Genomic DNA, 23184 nt, shown 5'->3' with positions numbered 1-23184 from the left:
CGTATTTCCGAGCCGTACCTCCCCTGCTGCACCTACGGTTCACAAGGAGATCGCCTCATGCTGCCACGCGTTACCGCCCTGATCGCAGGCTTGAGTGTGTGTGCCCTGGCGCAAGCCGCGCCCACTCAGTACCCGCTGACCCTGCAAAACTGCGGCAGCACCCTGACCTTCCAGCACGCCCCCGCCCGCAGCGTCACCATCGGCCAGGCCGCCACCGAGATGCTCTACGCCCTGGGCGTGGGCGACAAGGTGGTCGGCACTTCGCTGTGGTTCAACAACGTGGCGGCGCAGTACAAGGCCCAGGACGACCGCATCGAGCGCCTGGCCAACAACGAGCCCAGCTTCGAAGCCGTACTCGCCAAGCGCCCGCAACTGGTGGCCGCCGAGCTGGAATGGGTGGTGGGCCCCCAAGGCGTGGTTGGTACCCGTGAGCAGTTTCATGAACTGAAGATCCCCACCTACCTGTTGCCGTCCGACTGCGAAGGCAAGGACAACCTGGTGGGTGCCGACGGCACGCGATTGGAGCCCTTTCGCATCGAGACGATCTACCAGAGCCTTCACCAACTGGCGCAGATTTTCGACGTGCAGGATCGCGGCCAACAACTGACCGACGAACTCAAGGCGCGCCTGGCCAAATCCGTCGCCACGGCCCAGGGCAAGGGCTTGCAGCAAGCCAGCGCACTGGTGTGGTTCTCCAGCGCCGAAATGGCCAGCGACCCTTACGTAGCTGGTCATAAGGGTGTGCCGCAATTCATGCTGCAAACCCTTGGCCTGCGTAACGTGGTGCAGTCCGATGAGGAGTGGCCCGCTGTCGGCTGGGAAACCATCGCCAAGGCCAATCCCACCTTCCTGGTGATCGCACGCATGGACCGCCGTCGCTACCCGGCCGACGACCATGAAAAGAAACTCGCCTTCCTGCGCAGCGACCCCGTGACCCGCAATATGGACGCGGTGAAAAACAACCGCATCATCATCCTCGACGCTCTGGCCTTGCAGGCGAGCCTGCGCACCTTCGAAGGCCTTGAACAACTGGCCGCCGCCATCGACGGCTACCACCTGGGCCAATGATGCGTACCCTCCTTGCCCTGGCGCTGCTGTTGCTCGCCCTGCTCGCTGGCGTTGCCATCGGTGAAACCGCCATCGAACCGCAGGTGGTGCTGCAGGTGCTCGCCAATAAACTCTGGAGCGCCGGCTACGTACTGGACCCCATCGACGAAGGCGTGGTGTGGAACTACCGCCTCACCCGTGCATTGGTGGCCGCAGCCTGCGGCGCAGGGTTGGCGACGTGCGGGGTGATCCTGCAATCGCTGCTGCGTAACCCGCTGGCCGACCCGTACCTGCTGGGCATCAGCGCCGGCGCGTCAACCGGCGCGGTACTCGTGGCCTTGATTGGCGTGGGCGGTGGCCTGGTGTCGTTGTCGGCCGGCGCGTTTGTGGGGGCGATGGCGGCCTTTGCGCTGCTGACGCTGCTGGCGCGGGCCAGCGGATCGTCCAGCGGTACCGGGCAGATCATCCTCGCGGGCATCGCCGGTTCGCAGTTGTTCAATGCCCTGACGGCCTTCCTGATCACCAAGTCGGCCAGCTCCGAACAAGCCCGCGGCATTATGTTCTGGCTGCTGGGCAACCTCAGCGGCGTGCGCTGGCCGTCGGTGTGGTTGGCGGTGCCGGTGGCGGTCGTGGGGCTCGCGGTGTGCCTGTGGCACCGGCGTGCACTGGATGCGTTCACCTTCGGCAGCGACTCGGCGGCCTCCCTCGGCATCCCGGTGCGCCGCGTGCAATTTGTGCTGGTGGCCTGCGCCGCGCTGGTGACGGCGGTGATGGTGTCCATCGTCGGCTCCATCGGGTTTGTCGGCTTGGTGATTCCCCATGCGGTGCGCCTGTTGCTTGGCACCGGGCATTCGCGCTTGCTGCCGGCCAGCGCCTTGGGGGGCGCGCTGTTTTTGATCGCTGCGGACGTGCTGTCGCGCACCTTGATCAAGGGCCAGGTGATTCCGGTGGGTGTGGTGACGGCATTGGTGGGCGCGCCAGTGTTTGCGCTGATCCTGATTGGCCGGAGGAATGCGCGATGAGCGTACTCAGTTGCCGCGGCCTGGGCTTCAAAGTGCGTGACGCGCAGTTGCTGCGTGACATTGACCTGGACGTGCAGTTGGGTGAAACCCTCGGCATCGTCGGGCCCAATGGTTCGGGCAAATCCACCCTGCTCAAATTGCTGGCTGGTTTGCGTGTGCCGGCCAGCGGTGAGGTTCGCCTGGGTGGCAAGCGGCTGGGTGAGTTGTCGCGCCGCACCATCGCGCAGCAATTGGCGGTTGTGGAGCAACAGGCCGACACCGACGACGCCATCCGCGTGTTCGATGCCGTGGCCCTGGGTCGCACGCCGTGGCTGTCGGCGCTGAGCCCGTGGTCGCGTGAAGACGACGCCATCGTGCACCAGGCCCTGCATGACGTAGACGCCACCCACCTGAGCCAACGCGCCTGGCGCAGCCTCTCCGGTGGCGAGCGCCAGCGCGTACACATCGCCCGCGCCCTGGCGCAACGCCCGCAGATTTTATTGCTGGATGAGCCGACCAATCACCTGGATATCCAGCATCAACTGGCGATCCTCAAAGGTGTGCAAGGCTTGCCGGTGACCACCTTGATTGCCCTGCATGATCTGAATCAGGCATTGACCTGTGATCGCCTGGCCGTGCTGGATCGCGGGCAACTGGTGGCGCTGGGCGCGCCGCTGGAGGTGCTGACGCCGCAGCGTTTGCAGGAGACATTCGGGGTGCAGGGGCATTACCTGACAGACCCGTTCGACGGCGCGCAAATCCTGCGCCTGCGCTCCAACTGAATCCGTACGTTGGGGCAGCTTGCTCTGGTGACGGTCTGACGGCCAACTGTGGTCCAAATGTGGGAGGGGGCTTGCCCCCGATGAGCATAGGTATCTACACAACTTCGGTACGACGCTAAACCTGTGGCGAGGGAGCTTGCTCCCGCGACGGCCTGGCAGCCGACGCAGATCTAACTGACGCACCGCGATCCAAATGTGGGAGCTGGCTTGCCTGCGAAGACGGCTTGACAGTCAACACAGTTGGACCGTGTACATATCCATTCCTGCGGTAACGGCCACTGGGGGCAAGCCCCCTCCCACATTGGTTCTACAGAGGCAGGTGCATGTGGGTGGTTTGCCAAATCGGGTCGGCCTCGACATCCACCACCTCAAACCCCTGCCTGCGCCAGAAATCAATCGCGCCGGGCAGAAACGGATGGGTGTGCAGGTACATCACCTCTACGCCATCGGCCCGCGCCAGCGCTTCCAGCGAGCGGTATAACCGGCCCGCCAGGCCCAAGCGTCGCACAGCCGGGAGCACATACAGGCGCACCACTTCCACTGTCTTGCGCCCCTGGTAGTTCAACTGCGGGAAGCGGCCGTCGTAGGGCCGATAAGCCACCGAGGCAACGATCCGGCCTTCGGCACGAGCAATCAAAAATCGCCCGCCGCCCTCAAGGTAGATGGCTTCAAACTGCGCCAGATCGTGGGGGACACCGGTGGCACTGAGCGTAGGAAACAGTTCATCCCGCGCCTGCAAAGCGAAGCTCAGCACCTGGGGAATGTCAGCGGCCTGCACCGCCTCGATACTAACGCTCATCGCCAAGGATGCGGCTCGTTATCCACTGGCGCGCGTAAGCCAACACGCGATCGGCCATCGCCACCGGAAAGTGAATAAACCCATGGGCCGCTTCCGGCAGCAAATGAGCCTCCACCGTTGGCCATCGCTCGGCAATCAGCAGGGTGTCATCCTTGAGCGGGTCCAGTTCGCCCACGAACATCAACGCTGGCGGCAGCCCCTCAAAGTCCCCATACAAGGGCGACAACGGCGGCTGTCGGCGCGTCTCGTCGCTGATCCCCGGCGTCAGCAGGCGCAGCGCCTGAACCATGCCCGGCCCGTCCAGCAACAAGGTGTCCGGCCCGGCCGTGCGCACACTGGGGGTGCCGGTCAAATCGTAGACGCCGTAATACAACACCGCGCCGCTGACCCGCTGGAGCAACTCCGGCCATTGCTTGAGCGCCAACAAAGTGGCCGCCGCCAGGTGCCCGCCGGCCGACTCACCGACAAAAAACACCGGCAGGCCGGCAAACTCCGGGCAGTCCGCCAAAAGCCAGCGCGCAGCCGTCAGGCAGTCTTCCAGCAGCCCTTCAATCGGCGTATCCACCGCCAGCCGATAATCCACCGACACCACCGCCACATCGCACGCGTTGACCATGCCGAGGTTAAGGTCGTCATCCATTTGCGCATTGCCAATCACCCAGCCACCGCCGTGGATATCCAGCACCACGCCTTTGGGCTTGCCACTGGGGCGCAAGATGCGCACGGGGACTGTGCCCAGCCTTTTCAGCTCAACCACGGGCGCCTTCTTGAACGTCTGGCTGGCGCGTAGCAGTGCCTGGATCATGCGCGGCGTCACGCGGTTGCGGATTTTAAAGCGCGGCATCCACGCCAGTTTCTGATTGAAGCGGCGCATCTGGGCCAGTTCGGGCTCGCTGGCGGGCCAATGCTGGTAAGCCATCAGCGATTATTACGCAGGATCGAGAAGTTCAACGCCGCGGCCACGCACAGCCACGCCAGGTACGGGAACAGGATCAGGCCGGTGATCAAATCCAGGCGCACGGCCAGCACCACCATCGCCGCGACGGTGAGCCACAAGAGCACGATAATTACCATCCCGGCGAACAACCGATGGGCACCAAAGAACACCGGCGTCCACAGCGTGTTCAACGCAATCTGCGCCGCCCACAAGGCCAACACCATTTCGCTGCCGGGGATCAGGGTCAAGCGGTAACCGGCCCAGGCCAGCAGCAGGTAGATGATCGTCCATGCCACCGGGAACAGCCAATTAGGCGGGGTGAAGCTGGGCTTGACCAGGGATTCGTACCAGGCGCCGGGTTTGAAGATCACGCCAGTGCTGGCGGCGGCGGCGCAGGCAAGCAGGAAGATGAAAAAGGTCATGGTCGGTCCTTGAGGTCCAGTGGATGGAAAACAGTACACTGCTTTTAAGTGACTCAAGCAACCGCGGATAAATTCAATGGTGGCGGCAAAATACCCACGCTTCTACGCGTCATGAAAATTGGTTATGGTCGGTAACATCCAGCACCGTTGCCCGAGACATCCCCTTGCCCCAGCTTGCCGATCACCGCAGCCGCCCCTGGTCAGTGTTCCTGATTTTCCTGCGCCTGGGCCTTACCTCCTTCGGCGGGCCGATTGCGCACCTGGGCTATTTTCGCCAAGAGTTCGTCACCCGCCGCCGCTGGCTCAGCGAGCGCAGCTATGCCGAACTGGTCGCCCTGTGCCAGTTCCTCCCAGGCCCGGCCAGCAGCCAGGTCGGTATCGCGTTGGGCCTGTCCCAAGCAGGTTACCGGGGCGCGGCGGCAGCCTGGGCCGGGTTCACCTTGCCGTCGGCCATCGCCCTGATCCTGTTTGCCCTGGGGCTGGCCCACTACGGCAGCGCCCTGCCCCCTGGCGCGCTGCACGGGCTCAAGGTTGTCGCCGTAGCGGTGGTGGCCCAGGCCGTGTGGGGCATGGCGCGCAACCTGTGCCGAGGTGTTTTGCGGGTGGCGTTGATGTTGACCGCCGCCTGCGTGGTGCTGTTGGCGCCCTCCGCCTGGGCTCAGGTCGGAGTCATGGTGGTCGCAGGCGTGGCCGGCCTGCTGCTGTTCAAGCCCGAGAGCAGCGCCGAACCCGACGCCCTGCCCATCGCCATCAGCCGCCGCGCCGGAGCCCTGTGGTTGATGCTGTTTTTGTTGTTGCTGGTGGGTTTGCCAATCCTCGCCACATGGGCGCTCAACCCCACACTGGCGCTGGTGGACGCCTTCTACCGCACCGGTGCCCTGGTATTCGGCGGCGGCCACGTGGTGCTGCCGTTGCTGCAAGCCGAAGTGGTGCCCAGCCAATGGGTCAGCAACGACGTCTTCCTCGCCGGCTACGGCGCCACCCAGGCCGTGCCCGGCCCGCTGTTCACCTTCGCCGCCTTCCTCGGCGCCTCGATGACCCACGCCCCGAGCGGTTGGCTTGGCGGGGTGCTCGCGCTGCTGGCGATCTTCGCCCCGTCGTTCCTGCTGATCTTCGGCGCCTTGCCCTTCTGGGCCAACCTGCGCAGCAGCCCGCGTACCCAGGCGGCGCTGGCCGGAGTAAACGCGGCAGTGGTTGGCCTGTTGTTGGCGGCGCTGTACCAGCCGGTGTGGACCAGTGCGATTTTCAATGGGTATGACCTCGCCCTGGCGTTGCTGGCACTGGTCGCGTTGATGGTGTGGAAGCTGCCGCCATGGCTGGTGGTGATAAGTTGCGGCCTACTCGGCGCGGCACTTTTGTAGGAGCGAGCTTGCTCGCGAAAAACTCACAGGCGCCGCGTTTATTCAGGAAGCACGCGTTATTGTTAACGATTTTCGCGAGCAAGCTCGCTCCTACAGCATTGGGGCTCAGCCTGGCTCGACAATCTTGAGCCATGGCCAACGCGCCTGATAACTCCGGGCCTTGTGCAAAAACAGCTCGGGCTCCGCGTGCAGCGGATTGATGCGCAGCACGCCCTGCTCCACATCTTCCAATCCATAAGGCGCATACAGCTCGCCCGAGGCAATATCCAGCGCAATGCACGTACCCGCCACCAGGTAACGGTCAACCCCCTGCCGAGCCGAATGCAACTGCGGGTAAGGCCGGCCAAACCGCTGACCATACCAAAGGTGCACCCGCGCCTGATTCCTGACCTCCACATTCACCCCCAGGTCTTGGAACAGCCCCTGCGCCGCACGAATTACCGCGTCTTCCGCCTCGTAGGACAGGTCCTCGTCAAAGTAAAAAACGTCGTAGTCCTTCACGCCCTGAGCCGCCGGCAGATTCGCCTGATGGTTCCACACCGCCTGGAACAAACAGCCCGCCGTGAGCATGCACTGCTGCACACCAAGATCCGGCAGGCGCGCGGTGAGTTGCGCATTGATAGGGTTGGCCATGGCCAATTCGAGCAGGGTGTCGACCGTCAATGTCATGTTCAGTCCTCCATCGTCAGCGCCAACCATAACATCTGAATATGGCACTCCTGTAGGAGCAAGCTTGCCCGCCAAGCGCCCTGCCCTGGCTGATGATTATCCCTTCACTCAATAGCTCGGCCACTCGCCGTGTCTTCCTAATCCACGTAAAACGACTCCGCGAGTTGGATGTTGATGAAGTGGGGCGGGTGGTTACCGTGCGGTTGCCGGCAGCTCCTGGCACCACTTGATAGAACGCAGCGCTTCCTCGGCAGGCACAAGCGCGTAGCGCGAGTAAAACATTGTTCCGCTGAAACGACGGCCGTCGACTTCACCCAAGGTCTGCCCATCCTTGTAGTCAGAAGTACTGAGTTGATCGGCGATGTAATACACCTTGCCATTCTCGACGGTGATATCGAAACGCTGGTTAACCATACCGCTGATGATAGGTGGCGAGGTGGAGGCGACGCTGTGCTTACCGGCGGGAATGCCGGCCTTGAAAAAACTACCGGAAGGCAAGCTGCCGATGGTGCGGCCATCGACCTGAATAGTCGGGGCGACCCCGCCACCGATGCTCGCCGCCGTGCGATAAAAGTAAACCGTGGCCTCATCCGCACGCGGTTCAGCCGGTGACGTGAAGAACGGTTGGCCTTTGAGGTCCGGACCGCTGATGCAACCGGTCAGTGAGACCAGGGCTGCGAACAGGCTGGCCCAGAGTAGCGTAGAGCGCTTCATGCATGAATTCCTTGAACGTGGATCAATGGGCGTCGGGTTTGATGACTGTCACCGGTACCGGCTTCAAATCGTGCACAACCCTTTACCGAAGTCAGTGGCATCAGAACTCGGCCAAGGCGCAAAACCGCTCTTCGGCGTCAGATTCACGATGTTCCGGTCCTTGAGCATCGGGTACTTGCGCTTGAGCGCCTGCACCGTGTCCTCGGCATTGTTCACGTTGGACAGGCAAAAGCGCAGGGCATCGACGCGCAGATCGCCGATATAGAGAGTTTCCCCGGCCTTCACCGAGAAAACCGCAGGCACCGGGCGCGGCATCGACTTACCCGCGTAATACACGTAATGCCACTGCGTGTACTCATACTCACCCGGCGGCACTTCATACATGAAGTAATGGCCCAGCAAATGGAGTGATGGCTGATCATCTTCATTGCCCAACGTCGTCAGCCGTAATGCGGTACCGGGTGCTCCCTGTTGGTCGATTTCAACCACCAGCCCATGGGGCTGCGTCAGATAGCTCTCACCAATCGAACCGACGATGATCGCCTTACTCGGGTCCGGTGCGTGCTTGCCGTCGTAGCGTGACGTCGCGCACCCGGATAGAAGCGTCGCGCAAAGTGCGACTGCGGCCCAGACGAGATGTTTACTGCTGACTTTCCCTAGCATTGGTTTTTTTCCGATCAGTAATCTTGCAGTTCGTAGAACCCAGCCGAGCGAACCAAAAGTTCGCACATCTGGTGCTTCGTTGCTGGCTCGTCGGCCTCTATTGTCCAGCTACCCGCACCTTGATAACAACCCACTCCTGTAGGAGCGAGCTTGCTCGCGAAAAACTCAAACGATCACGCAGCGCCTGAAGGCAAAATCCGATTCCCCTGCCGCACCTTGCTCCATTGCCTACGCCTGCGTCAGAATCCGCCGGCTTGTGCGCTGGGGTGGCCGTCTCTAAGGTGGCTCGGTCGCTGAATTGTTCAGTGATTCGGGTTTAGTAGCCTGAGCTTGGGTATCTATTAGTGCATGAGTTTCATCAATCAGACATTGCGTCTGTGCTTGATGGCGGCTGTGCGTAGGGCGTCTTCGGGCGCGCCGGCTTTAGATATCCACCGGTCTACTAACCTGCGTACAGCTGCCACCCACTGTTTAGTAGCGGAAAGGTGGTGGCATCACTCAGCGCGGGACGGTTACGCTGACGTTTTTCGCATGACGGGAAAAGCGAATGACAACGGTGTATCAGGGAAGCTGCTTATGCGCAGCCGTCACTTACGAGCTATCCGCCACGCCAAAGTCAGTGAGCCACTGCCATTGCCGCCAGTGCCGCAAAAGTCACGGGGCCGCATTCGCTTCTTACGGCAGTGTTCCCCGTAACGCACTACGCCTACTTTCCGGCGCCAACAGCATCAAAACCTATGCATCCTCAGAGGCAGTGTTGCGCGAATTTTGCACGCACTGCGGCTCGGCATTGTTCTGGTCGCGGTCTCAAGGGGAATTCGCCGACTGGGTGTCGATAGCGCTGGGCACGCTCGATACGCCCTTCATAGCTGAAAAGCAAAAACACGTTCATGTCGACTCCGCAGTCCACTGGTGCGGCTACCCCCCTCAGAAACCTCCAAGCTGCATGATATGAGTCGCCTGGGCCTCATCTGTTCGCTTGAAGCCACAGCGCTCATAAAAGGCGCTTCCTTCAGCCGTATCCGTGAAAAGACGCACGACCTGAAACCTGAGAGCGGCACGTTCAACAAGCGCCTTTACCAGCGCCTGCCCGACGTGTTGCCCCCTTGACGAAGCTGCGACGTACACCCGTCGCAGTCTGGCCACATTATCTTCAGCATAGGGATCAACTGAAAGACCGCCGATGCCTATCACTTGCTGATTCAAATAGGCCGCCATCAGACACTCGCCGGGTGCATCAAAGCGGTTTGCTCCAGAGTGCCATTCGTTAATCAGACGAGTGAGGAACCTGAAACCCTCGCCAACGGCTTCCTTTTCCAGCGCTAGTATCTGGCGCGGAAGGTGTGTGATCCGTTGAACCTCATATCGTTTCATCCATCCCTGCCTCCAATATGAAACGCGTTCAATGCTAACAATTTCGTCTGAGGTGATGAACACTCCTGTAGGAGCGAGCTTGCTCGCGAAAACCCCAAACAATCACGCAGCGACTGAAGGCAAAATCCGATTCCCCTGCCGCACCTTGCTCCATTGCCTACGCATGCGTCAGAATCCGCCGGCTTGTGCGCTGGAGTGCCCGTCTCTAAGGTGGCTCGGTCGCTGAATTGTTCAGTGATCGGGTTTAGTAGCCCACCTTAGACCTAACAAGTGCACACGCTTCATCCATCAGACGCTCCCGTCTGTGCTTGATGGTGGCTGTGCGTAGGGCGTCCTCGGACGCGCCGGTTTTGTTAGGTTCCACCGGTCTACTAACCTGCGTACAGCTACCGCCCTTATTGTTTAGTAGCGATGGGGAAGTGGCCCAAGCAAGGAACTTAACCATGGTTAACGATTCAACCACCCTCTTCACCGTCGCCCCCAACGCCAGCAACGAAACCCTCATCACCAACAGCTACGAAACATTCACCAGCGTCAGCACCCTGCTGCTCGACCTGTCCGAAGACCTCAACGGCAAACACCGCGACATCGCCCTGGCCATCCACCAACTGAGCGAACTGGGTGTACTCCTCACCGCCAGACTCCTGGATCGCGAAGCGCCCTGCCCTGGGTGATGAGCAGCTCTTCAACTCGTTAGGCCGATGACTCGCCGCGTCGTTGTAAGCCACATACAACGACTCGGCGATTTGGCGTTTGATGGCTTTGGTGGATTCAGCCTCGGCACAAAGCCCTCTGCGATGACGAGAGCGGCGACTACTTTCGGCCGAGAGTGTGTAAATTCTTAGCAGGAACGTGCGGCACTGAGGTAAAGCTAGTCTGTAGATCTCAAACCGAAGGGATGCCCTCGAATGACGGGATCTTCTAGAACCAGTGTTCGTGCATTTTCGAAAGAAATACAGCGGTAATCGGCAGAATGGATGCTGAACCGATGACCGAGTCGATCCCGCACCTCGGACACAGAGCGGTGCTATCTAGATCAACCCACTCAGTGATTTCTGAGGGCGAAAACACACTTAAACAGTAAAAACAGCCACAGTGATCGCTTGCTTCAATTTGAGTACGGTGATTTGTAGAAAATAGGTGCGCTGAAATCACATCCATGGGCAGGTCCTTAAACTCCAAATTTACTAGCATTACTTTCTTGCATCAGAGTACATCAAGAGTCTTCCAACGTTGCTACGATTGCCCAAAGTGATAACGCAGGATTGCCTATGAAACGTTTCATCCAAGGTGACTATCGCGAACAAAGCACCCTGCTTCCCGAAAGCCTTGACGACTACGTCAGTGATACCAATCCGGTCCGCGTAGTCGACGTCTTTGTCGACGAGCGGGCCGGTTAGCGACGGTCTAACTTCGACCGTCGCTATGCATGGTCAAACCTCAGTCTGTTCCGCCATCTCCAGGGCGTCATCGACCTCAATCCCCAGGTATCGAACAGTGCTCTCCAGCTTCGTATGGCCGAGCAGCAACTGAACCGCCCGCAGGTTCTTCGTCCTGCGATAGATCAGTGATGCCTTCGTACGTCTCATTGTGTGTGTGCAATACATGGCTGGATCAAGACCCACGGCTTTCACCCAGCCTTTGACGATACGAGCGTATTGACGAGTAGATAGATGGTCTGAAGTATGCAGCCGGCTAGGAAAACGGTAGTCCTCGCTGCGAAGCTGGGCCCGATGTATCCAGGCCCCGGAGAGCAGGTCGTGTTTGATCAGTGATCTCAAACTGCACAGGCAGCTGCGTTTTCTGCTACATCACCATGGCTCGTGATGATAAGTGCTCGCCATAAGCAACATCGCACACGCGGAGCTTGTTTAAGTCGTAGGAGCGAAGCTTGCTGTCGATGGCCAGATCGAAGAGAGCCAGATCTCGGGGTCTTTCCGCAATTTGAAGCCTTACTCGGATGGCCCAGATATCTCTCAGTCGGAGTGGGGTTTTCTGCCCGACCAGTTTTCCTTTGTTCCAGGGCTGACGTCTGCAGGTAGCGATGATGTTCATGACAAGTCCTCCACGTGTGGAAGGACAAGGATGGCTAATCGGAGCAACGTTAGCTAACCGGCCAAAAGCGTACGCTCAAGACTGGTCAGCTTTCTGCCATAAGCGGCCTCTGAAGATCGTCTGCAATTATCATGCAGTGAAGATTGAGGCTCCTCGCCGCGATTGGTGGTACCGAATCGCCCCCCCCCCACACTCGTTGGCGCCCCCCCGCTACAAGTCGTCCTTTACCCGCGTTATTCCCGTAGCATACCCATGAAAAATAGGTACAGCCTGCAACGCGTATGGAATGTGAATGCATGCGACAGGCGATCTGCTACTGTCGAACTTTGCGACTCATTTGCCAAGGACCGCACGCATGCACCTTTCCAAGGTTTCCCTCGTTAATTACAGGAATTTCGAATTCGCGAAATTCGTGTTTAAACCGGGTGTTAACACGATTATCGGGGAAAACGGTTCTGGAAAGAGCAATCTGTTCAGAGCTATTAGACTGCTCCTTGACTCCAATATCTACAGGGCGGCACACGAGCTCTCTGAGGGCGACTTCTTCAGAAAGAAGACATCATGGAAAGGACATTGGATAGTCATCAGCCTCGAGTTTGATGACATTAGCACCGACGAATCCCTTCAATCGTTGTTTGTCCATCACGGTGCAATTGTCTCCGGAAACGCGGTTAAAAAGGCGACGTACAACCTGATTTTCCGTCCGAACTCGCACATCAGAACTAAATTGTCAGCACTCCCAGCGGGTGACAAAGCCGGACTCGCTACTTTGCAAGAATCAATGACCATTGACGACTATGAAGTTTGGTTTACAGGACGAAGCGACGTCGATTTCACTGACCCAGCGCGTTATCGGGAGATCGTCGGTGACTTCGACGCCGTCTGGTTTCCCGCTCTCGACTCGAAGCTGATCGGTAGCAAGATTCCTCACCAGCTTTCGGTTGCCAAGGAGGTTTCTTTCACTTTCGTCAAAGCGTTGAGGGATGTGGTGTCCGACTTCAACGGTAACCGTCAAAACCCGCTTCTTAACTTGCTGACACGCAAAAGCCAAGAAATTGACAAAACCAAATATGAGAGCATAACCAATACCGTAAAAACATTGAACTTAGATATTGAGGCACTCCAAGATGTTCAAGATGTCAGGGGTGATATTAGGGCGACAATAAGCGAAACCGCCGGTGGCGCATACGCTCCGGCGAGTCTCCATATCAGATCGGATTTACCAAGCGAAGCAGAAAAGCTACTTCAATCATTGAAACTTTTTGTCGGCGAAACAGATGAGAATTATGCTGGGGACATTTCAGAGCTGAGCTTGGGCGGAGCCAACCTCATCTATCTGACCCTGAAACTTCTGGAGTTTAAGTATCAAAAACAACGTGAAACCGCCGCCAACTTTCTATTGGTAGAAGAGCCAGAAGCCCACATTCATACACACATTCAGAAAACCTTGTTTGACAATATAAGCTACAGCAACACCCAGATCATTTATTCGACTCACTCGACCCAAATAGCAGAAGTCAGTAACATCGAAAGCGTAAATATCCTTGCTCGTAAGGGCGTCCGTTGCGAATCCTATCAACCTTCAGTTTCACTCACACATCCAGAAATTGTCCATCTTCAACGCTACCTTGATGCGACACGTAGCAGCCTCTTATTCGCACGCGGAGTTATATTAATTGAGGGTGATGCCGAGGAGTTTATGATTCCGGCTTTAGTAAAGAAGGTGATCGGCGTGAGCCTCGACGAGCTGGGCATAAGCTTGATTAATATCCGTAGTACAGGCTTTGAAAACATTGCCTGCGTATTCCACCCCTCTCGAATCCGTCGCAGGTGCAGTATCGTTACTGATCTGGACATGGCTATCACTGGGACGGACATATTTGAGACTGACAGTAGCTCCGTTAGGGCATATAAATTGAAAGTAGCGGGATCAGCAGAGTCAGGCCGTACGAGAAGGACACGTCTGGAAAATTTCGGCCGAGACAACCCCTACCTGAATACATACTACGCACAACATACTTTTGAAGTCGATTTCCTGATGACTGACAACACTCATGAGGTTAAAAGCGTTGTCGACCGTGTTTATACTGACCTGCCTACGCGTAACACCGCGAAAATCGAACTAGAGGAGGCTGACATTGGGGTGGCTGGAAAAAGAATCCTGACGATGGCCAATCACCTCGGCAAAGGTTGGTTCGCCATATTGTTAGCGGACAGTATTACCCGGGCGACGAATATTCCTGAGTACATTCTCGAGTCTGTCTTAGGCGCATGTGAAGAACTGCCGCAAAAGACAAAAATCAAGATACTGAAGTATCGAATCGTTACCCTGACCACAGAAAATTACTATGAGGAATTTTATAACTACGCCCTTCAAGCTAAGGAGTTATTAGTCCAGTATGAAGCAGGTAGCCTGTCGTTTTCCACTTTGACGGACTCACTTGGCGATCTGCTAAGTGAGGACTCAGTCTTAGCAACTTTCTTGGGCATTTAAAATGATGGACCTTTCAAGTGCGGGCCTTGACGACAAACAGCTTGCGGCCATCAACCATCCGGGCAGCGTGTTTTTAACAGCTTGCCCGGGAAGCGGAAAGACGAAAACGCTTACCTATAAAGTTGCCACAGAGCTCTGGAAAATTGATGACCACCGCAAATTCGTCGTAGCCATCACCTATACTCATCGGGCTGCAGACGAAATCCTTGAACGCGTGGAGCGTTTGGGCCTAGTAACTGCACAGCTCTGGATAGGTACAATACACTCGTTTTGCCTGGAATGGATTATCCGGCCTTACGCGATCTATGAGCCCCGGTTGGAGAGCGGATTCACAATCATCAATCAGCCGGATGCAGAGGCGTTACTGGAGGAGCTTTGTAAGTCTACAAACTATCCAAAAATAAAAACGTATGACTGTGGCTATCACTTTATTGACGGAAAAATAGCGCTTTTATGCTCTGATATCAAAAAGCACGCAAACGTGCGCGATGTCTTAAGACGCTACTTTGCAATTTTGAAGCAAGAAAGGAAAATTGATTTTGAGCTGATTCTGTTTTTTGCGCACAAATTAATCTCCAGTTTTCCTCTGATCGCCAAAAACCTTAACAACTTGTTTAGTATCGTATTGCTCGATGAGTATCAAGACACTAAAGAAATACAATATCTCATTTTGTTCTGTATATTTTCTTCCCGCCCTGACCAGACACGAGCATTTATTGTGGGCGATCAAGATCAAGCCATTTTTAATAGCCTCGGTGGATATGCCATCGCGTTCGATGACTTTAAACAAAAATCGCTCCTTTCGATTAAGAGCTTCTCGCTTTCCTACAATTACCGCTCATCGACAAAAATTGTTAAGTACTTTACCAACTATAGATTGCACCCCGGGCCGATAACCGCCTGTTCCGAGCATAAGGAGTATCACAGTGTGGTTTGCTATGATCACACGATCTCTGCGAACAATCTGGAGGACGAAGTTGAGCGGTTGATTCGCCATAGCCTGTACGAGCAAAGGATTCGCCCGGAGGAAATTTGCATTATCGGTCCGCAGTGGCAGTCATTGGCAGCCATGACCCGGCGGCTAATGAGCAGGCTTCCTGAATGTAGTTTCGATGGTCCAGGCATGATTCCATTTGGAAGGGAACTTGACAATTTTTGGTATAAAGTAAGCCGTATATGTTTATCAGATCCTGCACCGGACATGTATCTGAGAAGGGTTCGTTGGGCTACAGAGGTGGTAGATGCTCTCGCTGACGAGGGAATCAAGTGCGGTCACACTCCGAAAAGCCTGTTGAAGGAGCTTAACGCTATTCAACTCACCGAACAGAACGGGATGCAGTATCTCGAACAGTACTTCCAGAAATTTCTTGAGCTGATTCGAATACCTCTACTTGATACTTATCCAAGCCTGCACAATCATTATCTGTCATTTTTTGAAACGGCCCATAAAAAGATAGCGCGCGCTAAAAGTGACGGTTTAGAGCTGATCGAGGGCATTGATAACTTTAAACGAGCTTTTCGGCCTAGGTCGGGCATCACAATTTCAACAATTCATGGCATCAAAGGCGCTGAGTTTGACAATGTTATCGCTTTTTCCCTGCTCGAGGGCTTGGTTCCGCATTGGGCAGATCCCAAGCCGATCGACAGCGCAAAAAAGCTACTTTATGTAATTTGTTCCAGGGCTCGGAAGAATCTTTTTTTGATATCTGAGACAGCGCGAGGAAAAGCGGGCACTCGCGAACTCGTAAAGACTAATTACTTATATGACACCGTGCCATAAGATTGAGTTGATCGATTGCTGCCCCACGCTAGGGTAACTGAATAAAAAGTGGCGGAATTCCCGCTGGATTAAGACATGCTGACCAGTAGTTTTGGGCCGTTAGCAGCCTGTTGAGAGGGGCTGCTTTTAGCCGGTTCCAGTCTTTCGCGATCCGCTACAGTCGACCAAAAGAGGACGTCAGGGTCCAGATTTGACGTGCCCACTACAACGCGCCTTTTCTAGAACTACCTAGTAAAGCTCACACCGGGTATGCATAATATTTCTAGAAAACTGAGCTGCACGAAGAATTGCTCGCTCATTCACCTCAGAGTTTCTCAGCAAAGAAGGCTCATACGAATAACGTAAACTTGCGAGATCGTATAGCTCCCTATAAGTTTCGGCCCCCATATCCTGATTGCAACTTTCACACAGTGTCACTAAATTCCTAAAGCTGGTTTCGCCACCCTGTGAGTATGGTCGTACATGCTGCAAAGTTAGCCCATCCGTTTCGGGGCAATTAATGCACTTGTTCCCATCTCTATCTAATATTCTTTTTTTGAACTTTCCTCGAAAACTTCTTTTTCGAATAGATGCTGAAGCCAGCTCGATATCTGTGAAAGACCCGTAAGGAGAAATCAGGCACCTTCTTTTTTTTATCCAGTGTGGCATGTATTCCCTTACGAACTTCTCATCTGCAATCGCCCACCCCTGGATACAAGTCCAGTCGTAGTAGCTATTTTCATTATTGACTGTGATGTAACTTACGCCTAATTCTTCAAGGGCGGCAGGAAACACTTCGCTGTTGACCAATGATGGCTTGCGAACCTCAAGGCCGGTTGAATCCGGTGCGCTACCTAATGTTAGCGTTGAAAAGTAACCATAGCCACCACAGACCAACTTAAGATCAAAGGCATATGCTGAGCTCAAATGTTATTCCTCACAGGTAATGAATGGGCGGATTAAAGTGGTCAACGTTAGCAGAATCTAGATCGCGCAATGCTGTTTCAAGGTGCTTAATTCATGAACCGCCCTGACCTCATAGGCTCGCCCCTTGGCTCGTTTTGTCCGTTTTCGGCCGATCACCACAGGCAGAAAACGACCCAAAGCGGACACTTTGGCTCAATGTTGGCTCAGGCATCCGGCCCTTCTTGCTGTGTACGCCTGGCGATCACTAGCCATTTCTCTCTATCAGGCCAGTGTGTTGAATGAAGGAGTGGCAGAGGTACGGCCTGTACCGTAACGAATTTGTGAGCCTTCGCAGTCATCTGGCAGTATCGATCATCCCCCAAAATCGCCATACTCGCATACGCCTTGAGCCCACTCCAGGCGTCACTTTGAATATAGGAAAGCAGGTCATACGGAATGAAATTTCTCGACGATATAATGCAGTCAATCTCTGGAAACACGAAAACAAAGGTTGAAGATCCATTTATTGGCGCATTCATAGGGGCATGGATACTCTGCAACTGGAGTCATTTGGCAATCCTAATATGGGGCGACGGAACCGCCACAGAACGGATTAATGCTCTTGGTAAGTACTTTAAGGAGACCGACATAATTGGATTAAATACAATATTTATAATCCCTTTATGTATGGCGCTGCTATTCTTGTTTGCTTTCCCTTGGGCATCACTCGTGCTGAAATCGATACAAAAATTTGCAAATGAACGTTTGCACCAGCAAGCCATATCAATCGAAGTCGGCAAGGTTAAGCAACAGGAAATATTGAATAAACAAAAGCTGCTAGCAAATCCTGACAAGAAATTTTTAGAGCAAAACGTCCAATTAGACATTGACCGCCGAAAAGAAACAATCGAACAATTGAGGCTCAGGAGTGTAAGGCTAAAAGAAAAAGCCGAAGCGGCAATAGCGGTATCGGAAGCGGCTACAGCCTCAGCGGCGGAAGCCAAAAGCCGAGCGAATCAAGCTGAGCTAGAAGAAGAGAAAAAACAGAAAAATGCTGCACTCGAACGACAACGATTCAATGTGGCAAGTGCTCAGCTAAAATCAGCAGAGGCATCAAATCGTTTCCCATCATCTTACAGCTTCATGCTGGCAATCGAAGAAAGCCTGAAAGCAGATGGTGTTCAACTATCTCTAGCTGGACTAGGTGAGATCGTAGCGATGATTTTTGGCTACGAAGACTTTCACTCCTTAGTCCGCGACGAAAATTTTAACAATGAAAAGCTATCACAAGTGTCATACATCTACTACGACCCTAAAGAGTTTGCGTCAAGCCTCGAAACCATTGTGCAAGACGAAGGAACCGACAACGAGAACCTAGGGCCCGACCTTCTATTTGATCATGTGATATCAGTCTTCGAAGATCTAGAATATAAATTACTCACCGAGGAGCAAGTAGAAGAGGTTTGTAGAGATATCTGCGAAAGTCTTAAGTATGATTTGCTTAATGGTGATGAGTTCTCAGGGCCCATCGCAGAATCTGACACTATCTTTGACGAAATTGAAATCGGCGAATTAGACTCTATTACATTTGATGATGGCTTGAATGTTACTTTTACTGGTTCAGCAAGCGGCTCTCATAGACGGGATGATGATGTTCCCGGTCGCGATATTGGATTCAATATCGAAATTAAAAATACTGTGCTGCTCGGCACCAGAGCTTTAGGTAAATTTGAGCTTGGTGAAGTGTCAGCAAGCTTGATTGACTACGATTATGAGGGCGAAGACGAAGGCGATGCACCTTAGATAACACGCAATTCACTCAAGGCAGCCAGGGCAGCCAGGGCAGCCAGGGGCATTCCGTGAGAATCCCCTGCGACTTTGCCTTCGGTAAGTGACCGCTTTTGGCCGAAAACAGGCCTCCGACCAACCTGATACCCAGAGTTAAACCACCGGTATCTGATACACAACCGACTCATATTTTTCCGACATCCGCCTCTCAATGACAACTCCCCCCAAAGCTTCAGCAATACGTCGACTCGCACGATTCTGCGTCGCAACAGGATAGATGAAGCTCTCTGCCGCCACCCACTGGCTAGCCCACTGAACAACCGCCCGCACCGCTTCACCACCAAACCCCAACCCATGTTTATCTTCACGAACCCAGATCCCCAACTCCGGTGTTTCACTGCCGGTATGGTGCAGCCCGACCAAGCCGATAAAACGAGCACCTACCCGCTCCCTGATCGTGAACACGATGTCGCTGCCATCCGCTATCGCAGGCAGCCACCGCCCCCAGACTTGCGCGTACTCTTCTGGCGAGGCAGACGGTTCCCAGGACATGTAGCGAGTCAAAGATGCAGTGATACAAGCGAAAGACTCAACAGCGTCCTGCTCGCAGAATGGCTCAATGCTAAGGCGTTGCGAGAGAATGCGGATTGCGTGGGTGTCCACTGGCATGGCCATTTCCTTCCTGGGGTCCGTTACTCCATGTACGCCGTGAACATACCATGCGAGTCGCTTCATCAGCATCAGGCTCTCTATACTGAGCCCCCAGGATGGTAGTTGGAGCACCCAATATGCCCGTCGCACCCAATCAAAATTCCCCCATCATTTTGGTCCCGGTTCAACAAAGCGACTTGGATAATCTGGTAGCCATTCGAATTGAGGCCATGCGCGAAAGTCTGGAGCGTGTTGGGCGATTTGATCCAGCCCGTGCGCGGGAGCGGTTTGTTGGAGGCTTTGAAGCTCGCGACACACGCTATATCGAGGCGTCTGGAGAGAGGGTGGGTTTCGTAGTGGTCAAACATCACTCCAATGAACTCTTGCTCGACCACTTGTATGTAAGGCCGGGCGCGCAAGGGTCAGGGGTAGGGTCTGCTGTTCTCACTCAGATTTTCAAAGAGGCGGATGCGGCTGCGCTTCCTATCAAAGTAGGGGCTCTCAAAGAAAGCGCTTCGAATCGCTTTTATACCCGCCATGGCTTTCAATTCATCGAAAGCAGTGACTTCGACAACTATTATGTTCGTCAGCCTAGTCCGGCGATTGGCGCTCATTCCGGAACCATGGGCTGACGTGCACTAGCCCTTCAGTTCACCAGCCCGATTGCTCGCCGCGTCGTCATACGCCACATACAGCGACTCTGCGATTTGGCTTTTGATCGCCTTGGTGGCCTCCAGCCCCAGCACAAAACCCTCGGCTTTACCGCCAGCACGGTTGAGTTCTTCATGGGTGGAGGCGCCAGTAATGGCGTCAAGCAGCTTGGCGGCGTGGGGGCCGACGCCTTTGGGGAGGGAGATCTGGTCGATGGACATTATCGCTACCTTGAAAAATGGAGTTCGGGAGCGAGTGAAACCACTGCCGGGGCTGGCATGGTAGACCTGTTTGCCATGAAAGGGGTCGCTTTACGCGCAGCGGCGCTATTCTTTGCGGCTACGCAGTCAGGTTGGGCCATTGATAAATCTGGAGGGGTTTATGGAGTATTGCGTTGAGGGCTACTGCCTTCGGCCATTGGCATGTGACGATTTCGAGAGGGTCAGCCGTTACGAGCGCATCAACCGCAGGCATCTGCAACCCTGGGAGCCGCTCAGGGATGAGGAATACTTCACCATGGGCAACGCCAAGGCCAGGGTCGAGCAACAGGTGAACAATATGCACGCTGGCAACGCTCTGTGTTTCCTCTTGCTTGAACCTGAGAGCGGAGAGGTTCTAGCGCGGTGTAACTACACGAACATTGTGAGGGGCGTTTTTCAGGCCTGTCATCTTGGCTTCTCGCTGGCGGAATCTGCCCAGGGTCGCGGCCTGATGAAAAAAACGCTTCAGGTCACTAACCGTCATTGCTTTGAGCAGTTGGGGCTTCATCGGATCATGGCCAATCATTTGCCCCGTAATGTGCGAAGTGAACGACTTCTGGAGTCGCTGGGGTTTGAGAAGGAAGGACATGCGCGGGCCTATCTGAAAATCGCTGGCGTTTGGGAGGACCATACGTTGAGATCGTTGATCAACCCTGAACAATAAGCGCCCCACCCCACTCAGGAATAAGCTGATGTCTACCGAGCCCCTCTGCCTGGTTTTCGTACCCGCCCTGGCAGCCGTGCTGACCGCCGCCGAATCGAAAAAAGGCGCCCCTCTCAGCGAAGTCGAAGTGTGCAATATCCGCGACCAGGCCACTTGCATTGCGGTAACCTTCTCCACCGCGTTGGCGATGGAACAAGAACGGGGTTACCCGGATATCGTTGCCGAGGATTGCTGGAATGAGTGGCAACGCTTGCGTCCCTCGCTTCAATAGCGCCCGCTCTGATCAGCAGAGGTATCTATACAACTCTGTAGCGCTCAACGGTAACCACGATGCGAAGCGAGCCGCTGTTGATCTTGATCTGCTTTTGATCTTGATCTCAGGCGCCCCGTTAAACCACGCTGGCCGGAATTCGATAGGGATTTGGGGGGTAAACCGGCAGGGATGCCGGTTTAGCCGCCCCGCGCCATGGATGGCGCGTGGCGGCGGCCCCCCAAATCACTGGCGGATTACGGGCACACCGAGCCTAGGCGAGGTGCCGAGTGGTGGGGCAAGAGCGTTTTGCTTACTTTGCCGCTTTTGCAAAGTGAGCCGCCGTCAGGGCGGAACCCTAAGTGGCCGTTACCGCAGGAATGGATATGTACTCGGTATAGCTGTGTCGCCTATAAGGCCGCCTTCGCGAGCAAGCCCGCTCCCACAGTTTGATTGCGGGGTGTCAGGTAGATTGGCGTCGGCTGGCAGGCCGCCATCGCAGGCAAGCCAGCTCCCACAGTTGGATCGCTGAGTGTCAGGTAGATTGGCGTCGGCTGGCAGGCCGCCATCGCAGGCAAGCCAGCTCCCACAGTTGGATCGCTGAGTGTCAGGTAGATTGGCGTCGGCTGGCAGGCCGTCTTCGCAGGCCAGCTCCCACATTTGGATTTCGGAGCGTCAGATGGATATGCGCCGGCCGTCAGGCCGTCACGGGAGCAAGCTCCCTCGCCACAGATTTAGCGTCGTGCCGAAGTTGTGTAGATATCTATGCTCTGATCAGCCTATCGGCTGAAGCCCCAACCCACTCCCAGGACTCACAGACTTCCTTTATGCCGCCAGCCTCACGCGACCACGCCCGTATCGAACGCCGCCTCATCGCAGCCCTGACCGACGCCTGCGAGATCGCAAAAACCGAAATCCCGGGCTTCGACTGGTTGACCCACACCGTCGACTACCGCGCCTTCCCCCAAAGTCTGCGGGTGATCTGGGTGTTCGACAGCGTTGCGAGCAAGGCTCACGCCCTCGCGACCGGCGCGGACGCCCGTATGCGCGAGCTGACTACCGCCGCGCTGGATGACGCTGACGTGCACGTCCCGAACATCGCCCGCTGCGTCAGTTTCGACTCCGAAGAGGAATGCCACCTTCGGCATGGCGGCGATTGGCGTCGGCGGCTGGCTACTCTCCGGGCGATCTGAATCGTGCCACGGGTTGCTGACTTCGCTATTGCACCTTACACGTCAACCAAGCCCCCCAGAACAGGCTGCTGAAGAAACGGGTCGCGTCGCCGAAGCCGGCGTCATGCAACAGCTTCTGAACCGCGGCCTCGGAATGGGGCGGGTCAGCGCCTTGAAGGATTTTGCCGAGCTTGGCCTTCACTTCGTCCGGGGTGGCGCCATGCTGGCGCCAGCGTTGGCCCCATGCCGTCAGCAGCAACGGCTGGCTGGCATACGCATAGTGATTGCCCGCGACGATCAGCGGTGCCCCCGGTTTCAGGTGCGCCCGAATCGATTGCAGCATCCGGCCCTTGGCGTCGTCACCCTCCAGATGGTGAAGCACACCGATCAAGGTGGCGGCGTCGTATGACGCGTCTGCTGCCAGATCTTCGAGCGTCCCGAGATGCAGGGTGGTTCTATCAAGCAAGTGGTTGGCTTCCAACTGCTGCCTTGCCGCTTCCAGCATCGGCTGGGAGGGATCAACCGCCATGAAGCGCCAGCCCGGTTCAAGGTTGGCCATGGCGATTATTTCCTGCGCCGTACCGCCGGCGCCGACCACAAGTATCTTGGCAGATGGGACATCGCCAAGGCTCGCCGCGATCATGCAGGCTGCCAGATCCTGGCACGCGTCATAGCCCGCCAGCGCGATACGACTTTGTCGCGCGTACTCGTTGGCTCTTGAGGTATCGAATTTGTCAGCAGAGTTGGGTGAGGATGAGTTCAAGG

Annotated in this window: 24 protein-coding genes and 2 pseudogenes; 14 read left to right on the top strand and 12 right to left on the bottom strand. The window is 55.8% G+C overall.

Annotated elements, in window-relative coordinates; translation table 11 throughout:
- Positions 1–57: 57 nt before the first annotated feature.
- The 3 genes from JFT63_RS01120 to JFT63_RS01110 are packed head-to-tail and all read left to right on the top strand — an operon-like array spanning position 58 to position 2830.
- The gene (locus tag JFT63_RS01120; RefSeq protein ID WP_198843237.1) at positions 58–1068 is read left to right on the top strand and encodes an ABC transporter substrate-binding protein; all 1011 of its coding nucleotides are present in this window, start codon (positions 58–60) and stop codon (positions 1066–1068) included.
- Positions 1065–2069 (top strand): FecCD family ABC transporter permease, encoded by a 1005-nt coding sequence (locus JFT63_RS01115; RefSeq protein WP_198843236.1) that lies wholly within the window; start codon positions 1065–1067, stop codon positions 2067–2069. The genes JFT63_RS01120 and JFT63_RS01115 overlap by 4 nt, the downstream gene beginning before the upstream one ends.
- On the top strand, positions 2066–2830 hold the full coding sequence (locus tag JFT63_RS01110; RefSeq protein WP_054898581.1) for an ABC transporter ATP-binding protein: 765 nt from the start codon (positions 2066–2068) through the stop codon (positions 2828–2830). The genes JFT63_RS01115 and JFT63_RS01110 overlap by 4 nt, the downstream gene beginning before the upstream one ends.
- Before the next feature lie 307 nt (positions 2831–3137).
- On the opposite strand, the gene JFT63_RS01105 is transcribed toward JFT63_RS01110, so the two are convergent.
- From JFT63_RS01105 to tspO, 3 genes are read right to left on the bottom strand one after another with little or no spacing between them, the layout of a single operon-like run.
- Positions 3138–3629, bottom strand: coding sequence for a GNAT family N-acetyltransferase (locus JFT63_RS01105; RefSeq protein WP_198843235.1), 492 nt, complete (start codon positions 3627–3629; stop codon positions 3138–3140).
- Positions 3619–4548 carry an alpha/beta hydrolase gene (locus JFT63_RS01100; protein WP_057700764.1) on the bottom strand — a complete coding sequence of 310 codons (930 nt, stop codon included), beginning with the start codon at positions 4546–4548 and terminating at the stop codon, positions 3619–3621. Before JFT63_RS01100 ends, JFT63_RS01105 begins: the two co-directional genes overlap by 11 nt.
- The gene (gene tspO / locus JFT63_RS01095; RefSeq protein ID WP_003192600.1) at positions 4548–4988 is read right to left on the bottom strand and encodes a tryptophan-rich sensory protein TspO; all 441 of its coding nucleotides are present in this window, start codon (positions 4986–4988) and stop codon (positions 4548–4550) included. Before tspO ends, JFT63_RS01100 begins: the two co-directional genes overlap by 1 nt.
- 164 nt (positions 4989–5152) lie before the next feature.
- Between tspO and chrA the strand changes: the two genes are divergently transcribed.
- Positions 5153–6349, top strand: a complete 1197-nt coding sequence (chrA, locus tag JFT63_RS01090) for a chromate efflux transporter (protein ID WP_198843234.1) — start codon at positions 5153–5155, stop codon at positions 6347–6349.
- Positions 6350–6454: 105 nt separating this feature from the next.
- On the opposite strand, the gene JFT63_RS01085 is transcribed toward chrA, so the two are convergent.
- From JFT63_RS01085 to JFT63_RS01075, 3 genes are all read right to left on the bottom strand, one after another.
- A complete protein-coding gene (locus JFT63_RS01085) occupies positions 6455–7018 on the bottom strand; it encodes a nucleotidyltransferase family protein (protein WP_198843233.1) in 564 nt (187 codons plus the stop codon).
- A gap of 192 nt (positions 7019–7210) precedes the next feature.
- The gene (locus JFT63_RS01080) at positions 7211–7732 is read right to left on the bottom strand and encodes a DUF2846 domain-containing protein (protein ID WP_168426450.1); all 522 of its coding nucleotides are present in this window, start codon (positions 7730–7732) and stop codon (positions 7211–7213) included.
- Positions 7733–7795: 63 nt separating this feature from the next.
- On the bottom strand, positions 7796–8395 hold the full coding sequence (locus JFT63_RS01075; protein ID WP_198843232.1) for a hypothetical protein: 600 nt from the start codon (positions 8393–8395) through the stop codon (positions 7796–7798).
- Between the two features lie 547 nt (positions 8396–8942).
- Here JFT63_RS01075 and JFT63_RS01070 point away from each other — a divergent pair.
- On the top strand, positions 8943–9350 hold the full coding sequence (locus JFT63_RS01070; protein WP_198843231.1) for a GFA family protein: 408 nt from the start codon (positions 8943–8945) through the stop codon (positions 9348–9350).
- Here JFT63_RS01070 and JFT63_RS01065 read toward each other — a convergent pair.
- A complete protein-coding gene (locus JFT63_RS01065; protein WP_198843230.1) occupies positions 9323–9769 on the bottom strand; it encodes a GNAT family N-acetyltransferase in 447 nt (148 codons plus the stop codon). The genes JFT63_RS01070 and JFT63_RS01065 overlap by 28 nt on opposite strands.
- A gap of 443 nt (positions 9770–10212) precedes the next feature.
- On the opposite strand from JFT63_RS01065, the gene JFT63_RS01060 reads away from it, so the two are divergent.
- Together JFT63_RS01060 and JFT63_RS29410 are read left to right on the top strand one after the other, a co-directional pair.
- The gene (locus JFT63_RS01060; protein ID WP_057700777.1) at positions 10213–10443 is read left to right on the top strand and encodes a DUF6124 family protein; all 231 of its coding nucleotides are present in this window, start codon (positions 10213–10215) and stop codon (positions 10441–10443) included.
- A 597-nt stretch (positions 10444–11040) separates the two neighbouring features.
- A pseudogene (locus JFT63_RS29410) lies at positions 11041–11157 on the top strand (hypothetical protein); the annotation flags it as partial.
- A gap of 45 nt (positions 11158–11202) precedes the next feature.
- Here the strand turns inward: JFT63_RS29410 and JFT63_RS01055 are convergent.
- A pseudogene (locus JFT63_RS01055) lies at positions 11203–11824 on the bottom strand (tyrosine-type recombinase/integrase).
- 355 nt (positions 11825–12179) lie between these two features.
- Here JFT63_RS01055 and JFT63_RS01050 point away from each other — a divergent pair.
- Positions 12180–14318, top strand: coding sequence for an ATP-dependent nuclease (locus JFT63_RS01050; RefSeq protein WP_233102182.1), 2139 nt, complete (start codon positions 12180–12182; stop codon positions 14316–14318).
- 1 nt (position 14319) lies between these two features.
- The gene (locus JFT63_RS01045) at positions 14320–16098 is read left to right on the top strand and encodes a UvrD-helicase domain-containing protein (RefSeq protein ID WP_198843228.1); all 1779 of its coding nucleotides are present in this window, start codon (positions 14320–14322) and stop codon (positions 16096–16098) included.
- 228 nt (positions 16099–16326) lie between these two features.
- On the opposite strand, the gene JFT63_RS01040 is transcribed toward JFT63_RS01045, so the two are convergent.
- Positions 16327–17004 carry an HNH endonuclease gene (locus JFT63_RS01040; protein ID WP_198843227.1) on the bottom strand — a complete coding sequence of 226 codons (678 nt, stop codon included), beginning with the start codon at positions 17002–17004 and terminating at the stop codon, positions 16327–16329.
- A gap of 435 nt (positions 17005–17439) precedes the next feature.
- On the opposite strand from JFT63_RS01040, the gene JFT63_RS01035 reads away from it, so the two are divergent.
- Positions 17440–18786 carry a hypothetical protein gene (locus JFT63_RS01035; protein ID WP_198843226.1) on the top strand — a complete coding sequence of 449 codons (1347 nt, stop codon included), beginning with the start codon at positions 17440–17442 and terminating at the stop codon, positions 18784–18786.
- 138 nt (positions 18787–18924) lie between these two features.
- Here the strand turns inward: JFT63_RS01035 and JFT63_RS01030 are convergent, their stop codons facing one another.
- Positions 18925–19440, bottom strand: a complete 516-nt coding sequence (locus JFT63_RS01030; RefSeq protein ID WP_198843225.1) for a GNAT family N-acetyltransferase — start codon at positions 19438–19440, stop codon at positions 18925–18927.
- Positions 19441–19559: 119 nt separating this feature from the next.
- Here JFT63_RS01030 and JFT63_RS01025 point away from each other — a divergent pair, with 119 nt between their 5' ends.
- Positions 19560–20054: a GNAT family N-acetyltransferase gene (locus JFT63_RS01025; RefSeq protein ID WP_198843224.1), complete on the top strand. Its 495-nt coding sequence runs from the start codon at positions 19560–19562 to the stop codon at positions 20052–20054.
- Between the two features lie 6 nt (positions 20055–20060).
- Here the strand turns inward: JFT63_RS01025 and JFT63_RS01020 are convergent, their stop codons facing one another.
- Positions 20061–20294: a hypothetical protein gene (locus JFT63_RS01020; RefSeq protein WP_003192651.1), complete on the bottom strand. Its 234-nt coding sequence runs from the start codon at positions 20292–20294 to the stop codon at positions 20061–20063.
- 160 nt (positions 20295–20454) lie between these two features.
- On the opposite strand from JFT63_RS01020, the gene JFT63_RS01015 reads away from it, so the two are divergent.
- The 3 genes from JFT63_RS01015 (at position 20455) to JFT63_RS01005 (ending at position 22440) form a co-directional block, all read left to right on the top strand.
- Complete coding sequence (locus tag JFT63_RS01015) at positions 20455–20997, top strand: GNAT family N-acetyltransferase (protein WP_198707892.1); 543 nt, start codon at positions 20455–20457, stop codon at positions 20995–20997.
- A 28-nt stretch (positions 20998–21025) separates the two neighbouring features.
- Positions 21026–21268 (top strand): hypothetical protein, encoded by a 243-nt coding sequence (locus JFT63_RS01010; RefSeq protein WP_057700787.1) that lies wholly within the window; start codon positions 21026–21028, stop codon positions 21266–21268.
- 806 nt (positions 21269–22074) lie between these two features.
- Positions 22075–22440 (top strand): hypothetical protein, encoded by a 366-nt coding sequence (locus JFT63_RS01005; protein ID WP_057700788.1) that lies wholly within the window; start codon positions 22075–22077, stop codon positions 22438–22440.
- Positions 22441–22465: 25 nt separating this feature from the next.
- Here the strand turns inward: JFT63_RS01005 and JFT63_RS01000 are convergent, their stop codons facing one another.
- Positions 22466–23182: a class I SAM-dependent methyltransferase gene (locus JFT63_RS01000; RefSeq protein ID WP_198843223.1), complete on the bottom strand. Its 717-nt coding sequence runs from the start codon at positions 23180–23182 to the stop codon at positions 22466–22468.
- Positions 23183–23184: the final 2 nt, after the last annotated feature.

It is taken from the genome of Pseudomonas sp. MF7453 (assembly GCF_016405455.1).
Taxonomy (GTDB): domain Bacteria; phylum Pseudomonadota; class Gammaproteobacteria; order Pseudomonadales; family Pseudomonadaceae; genus Aquipseudomonas; species Aquipseudomonas paralactis.
Note: the sequence above shows the minus strand (reverse complement) of the source record. Positions and strands in the feature narration are given on the sequence as shown.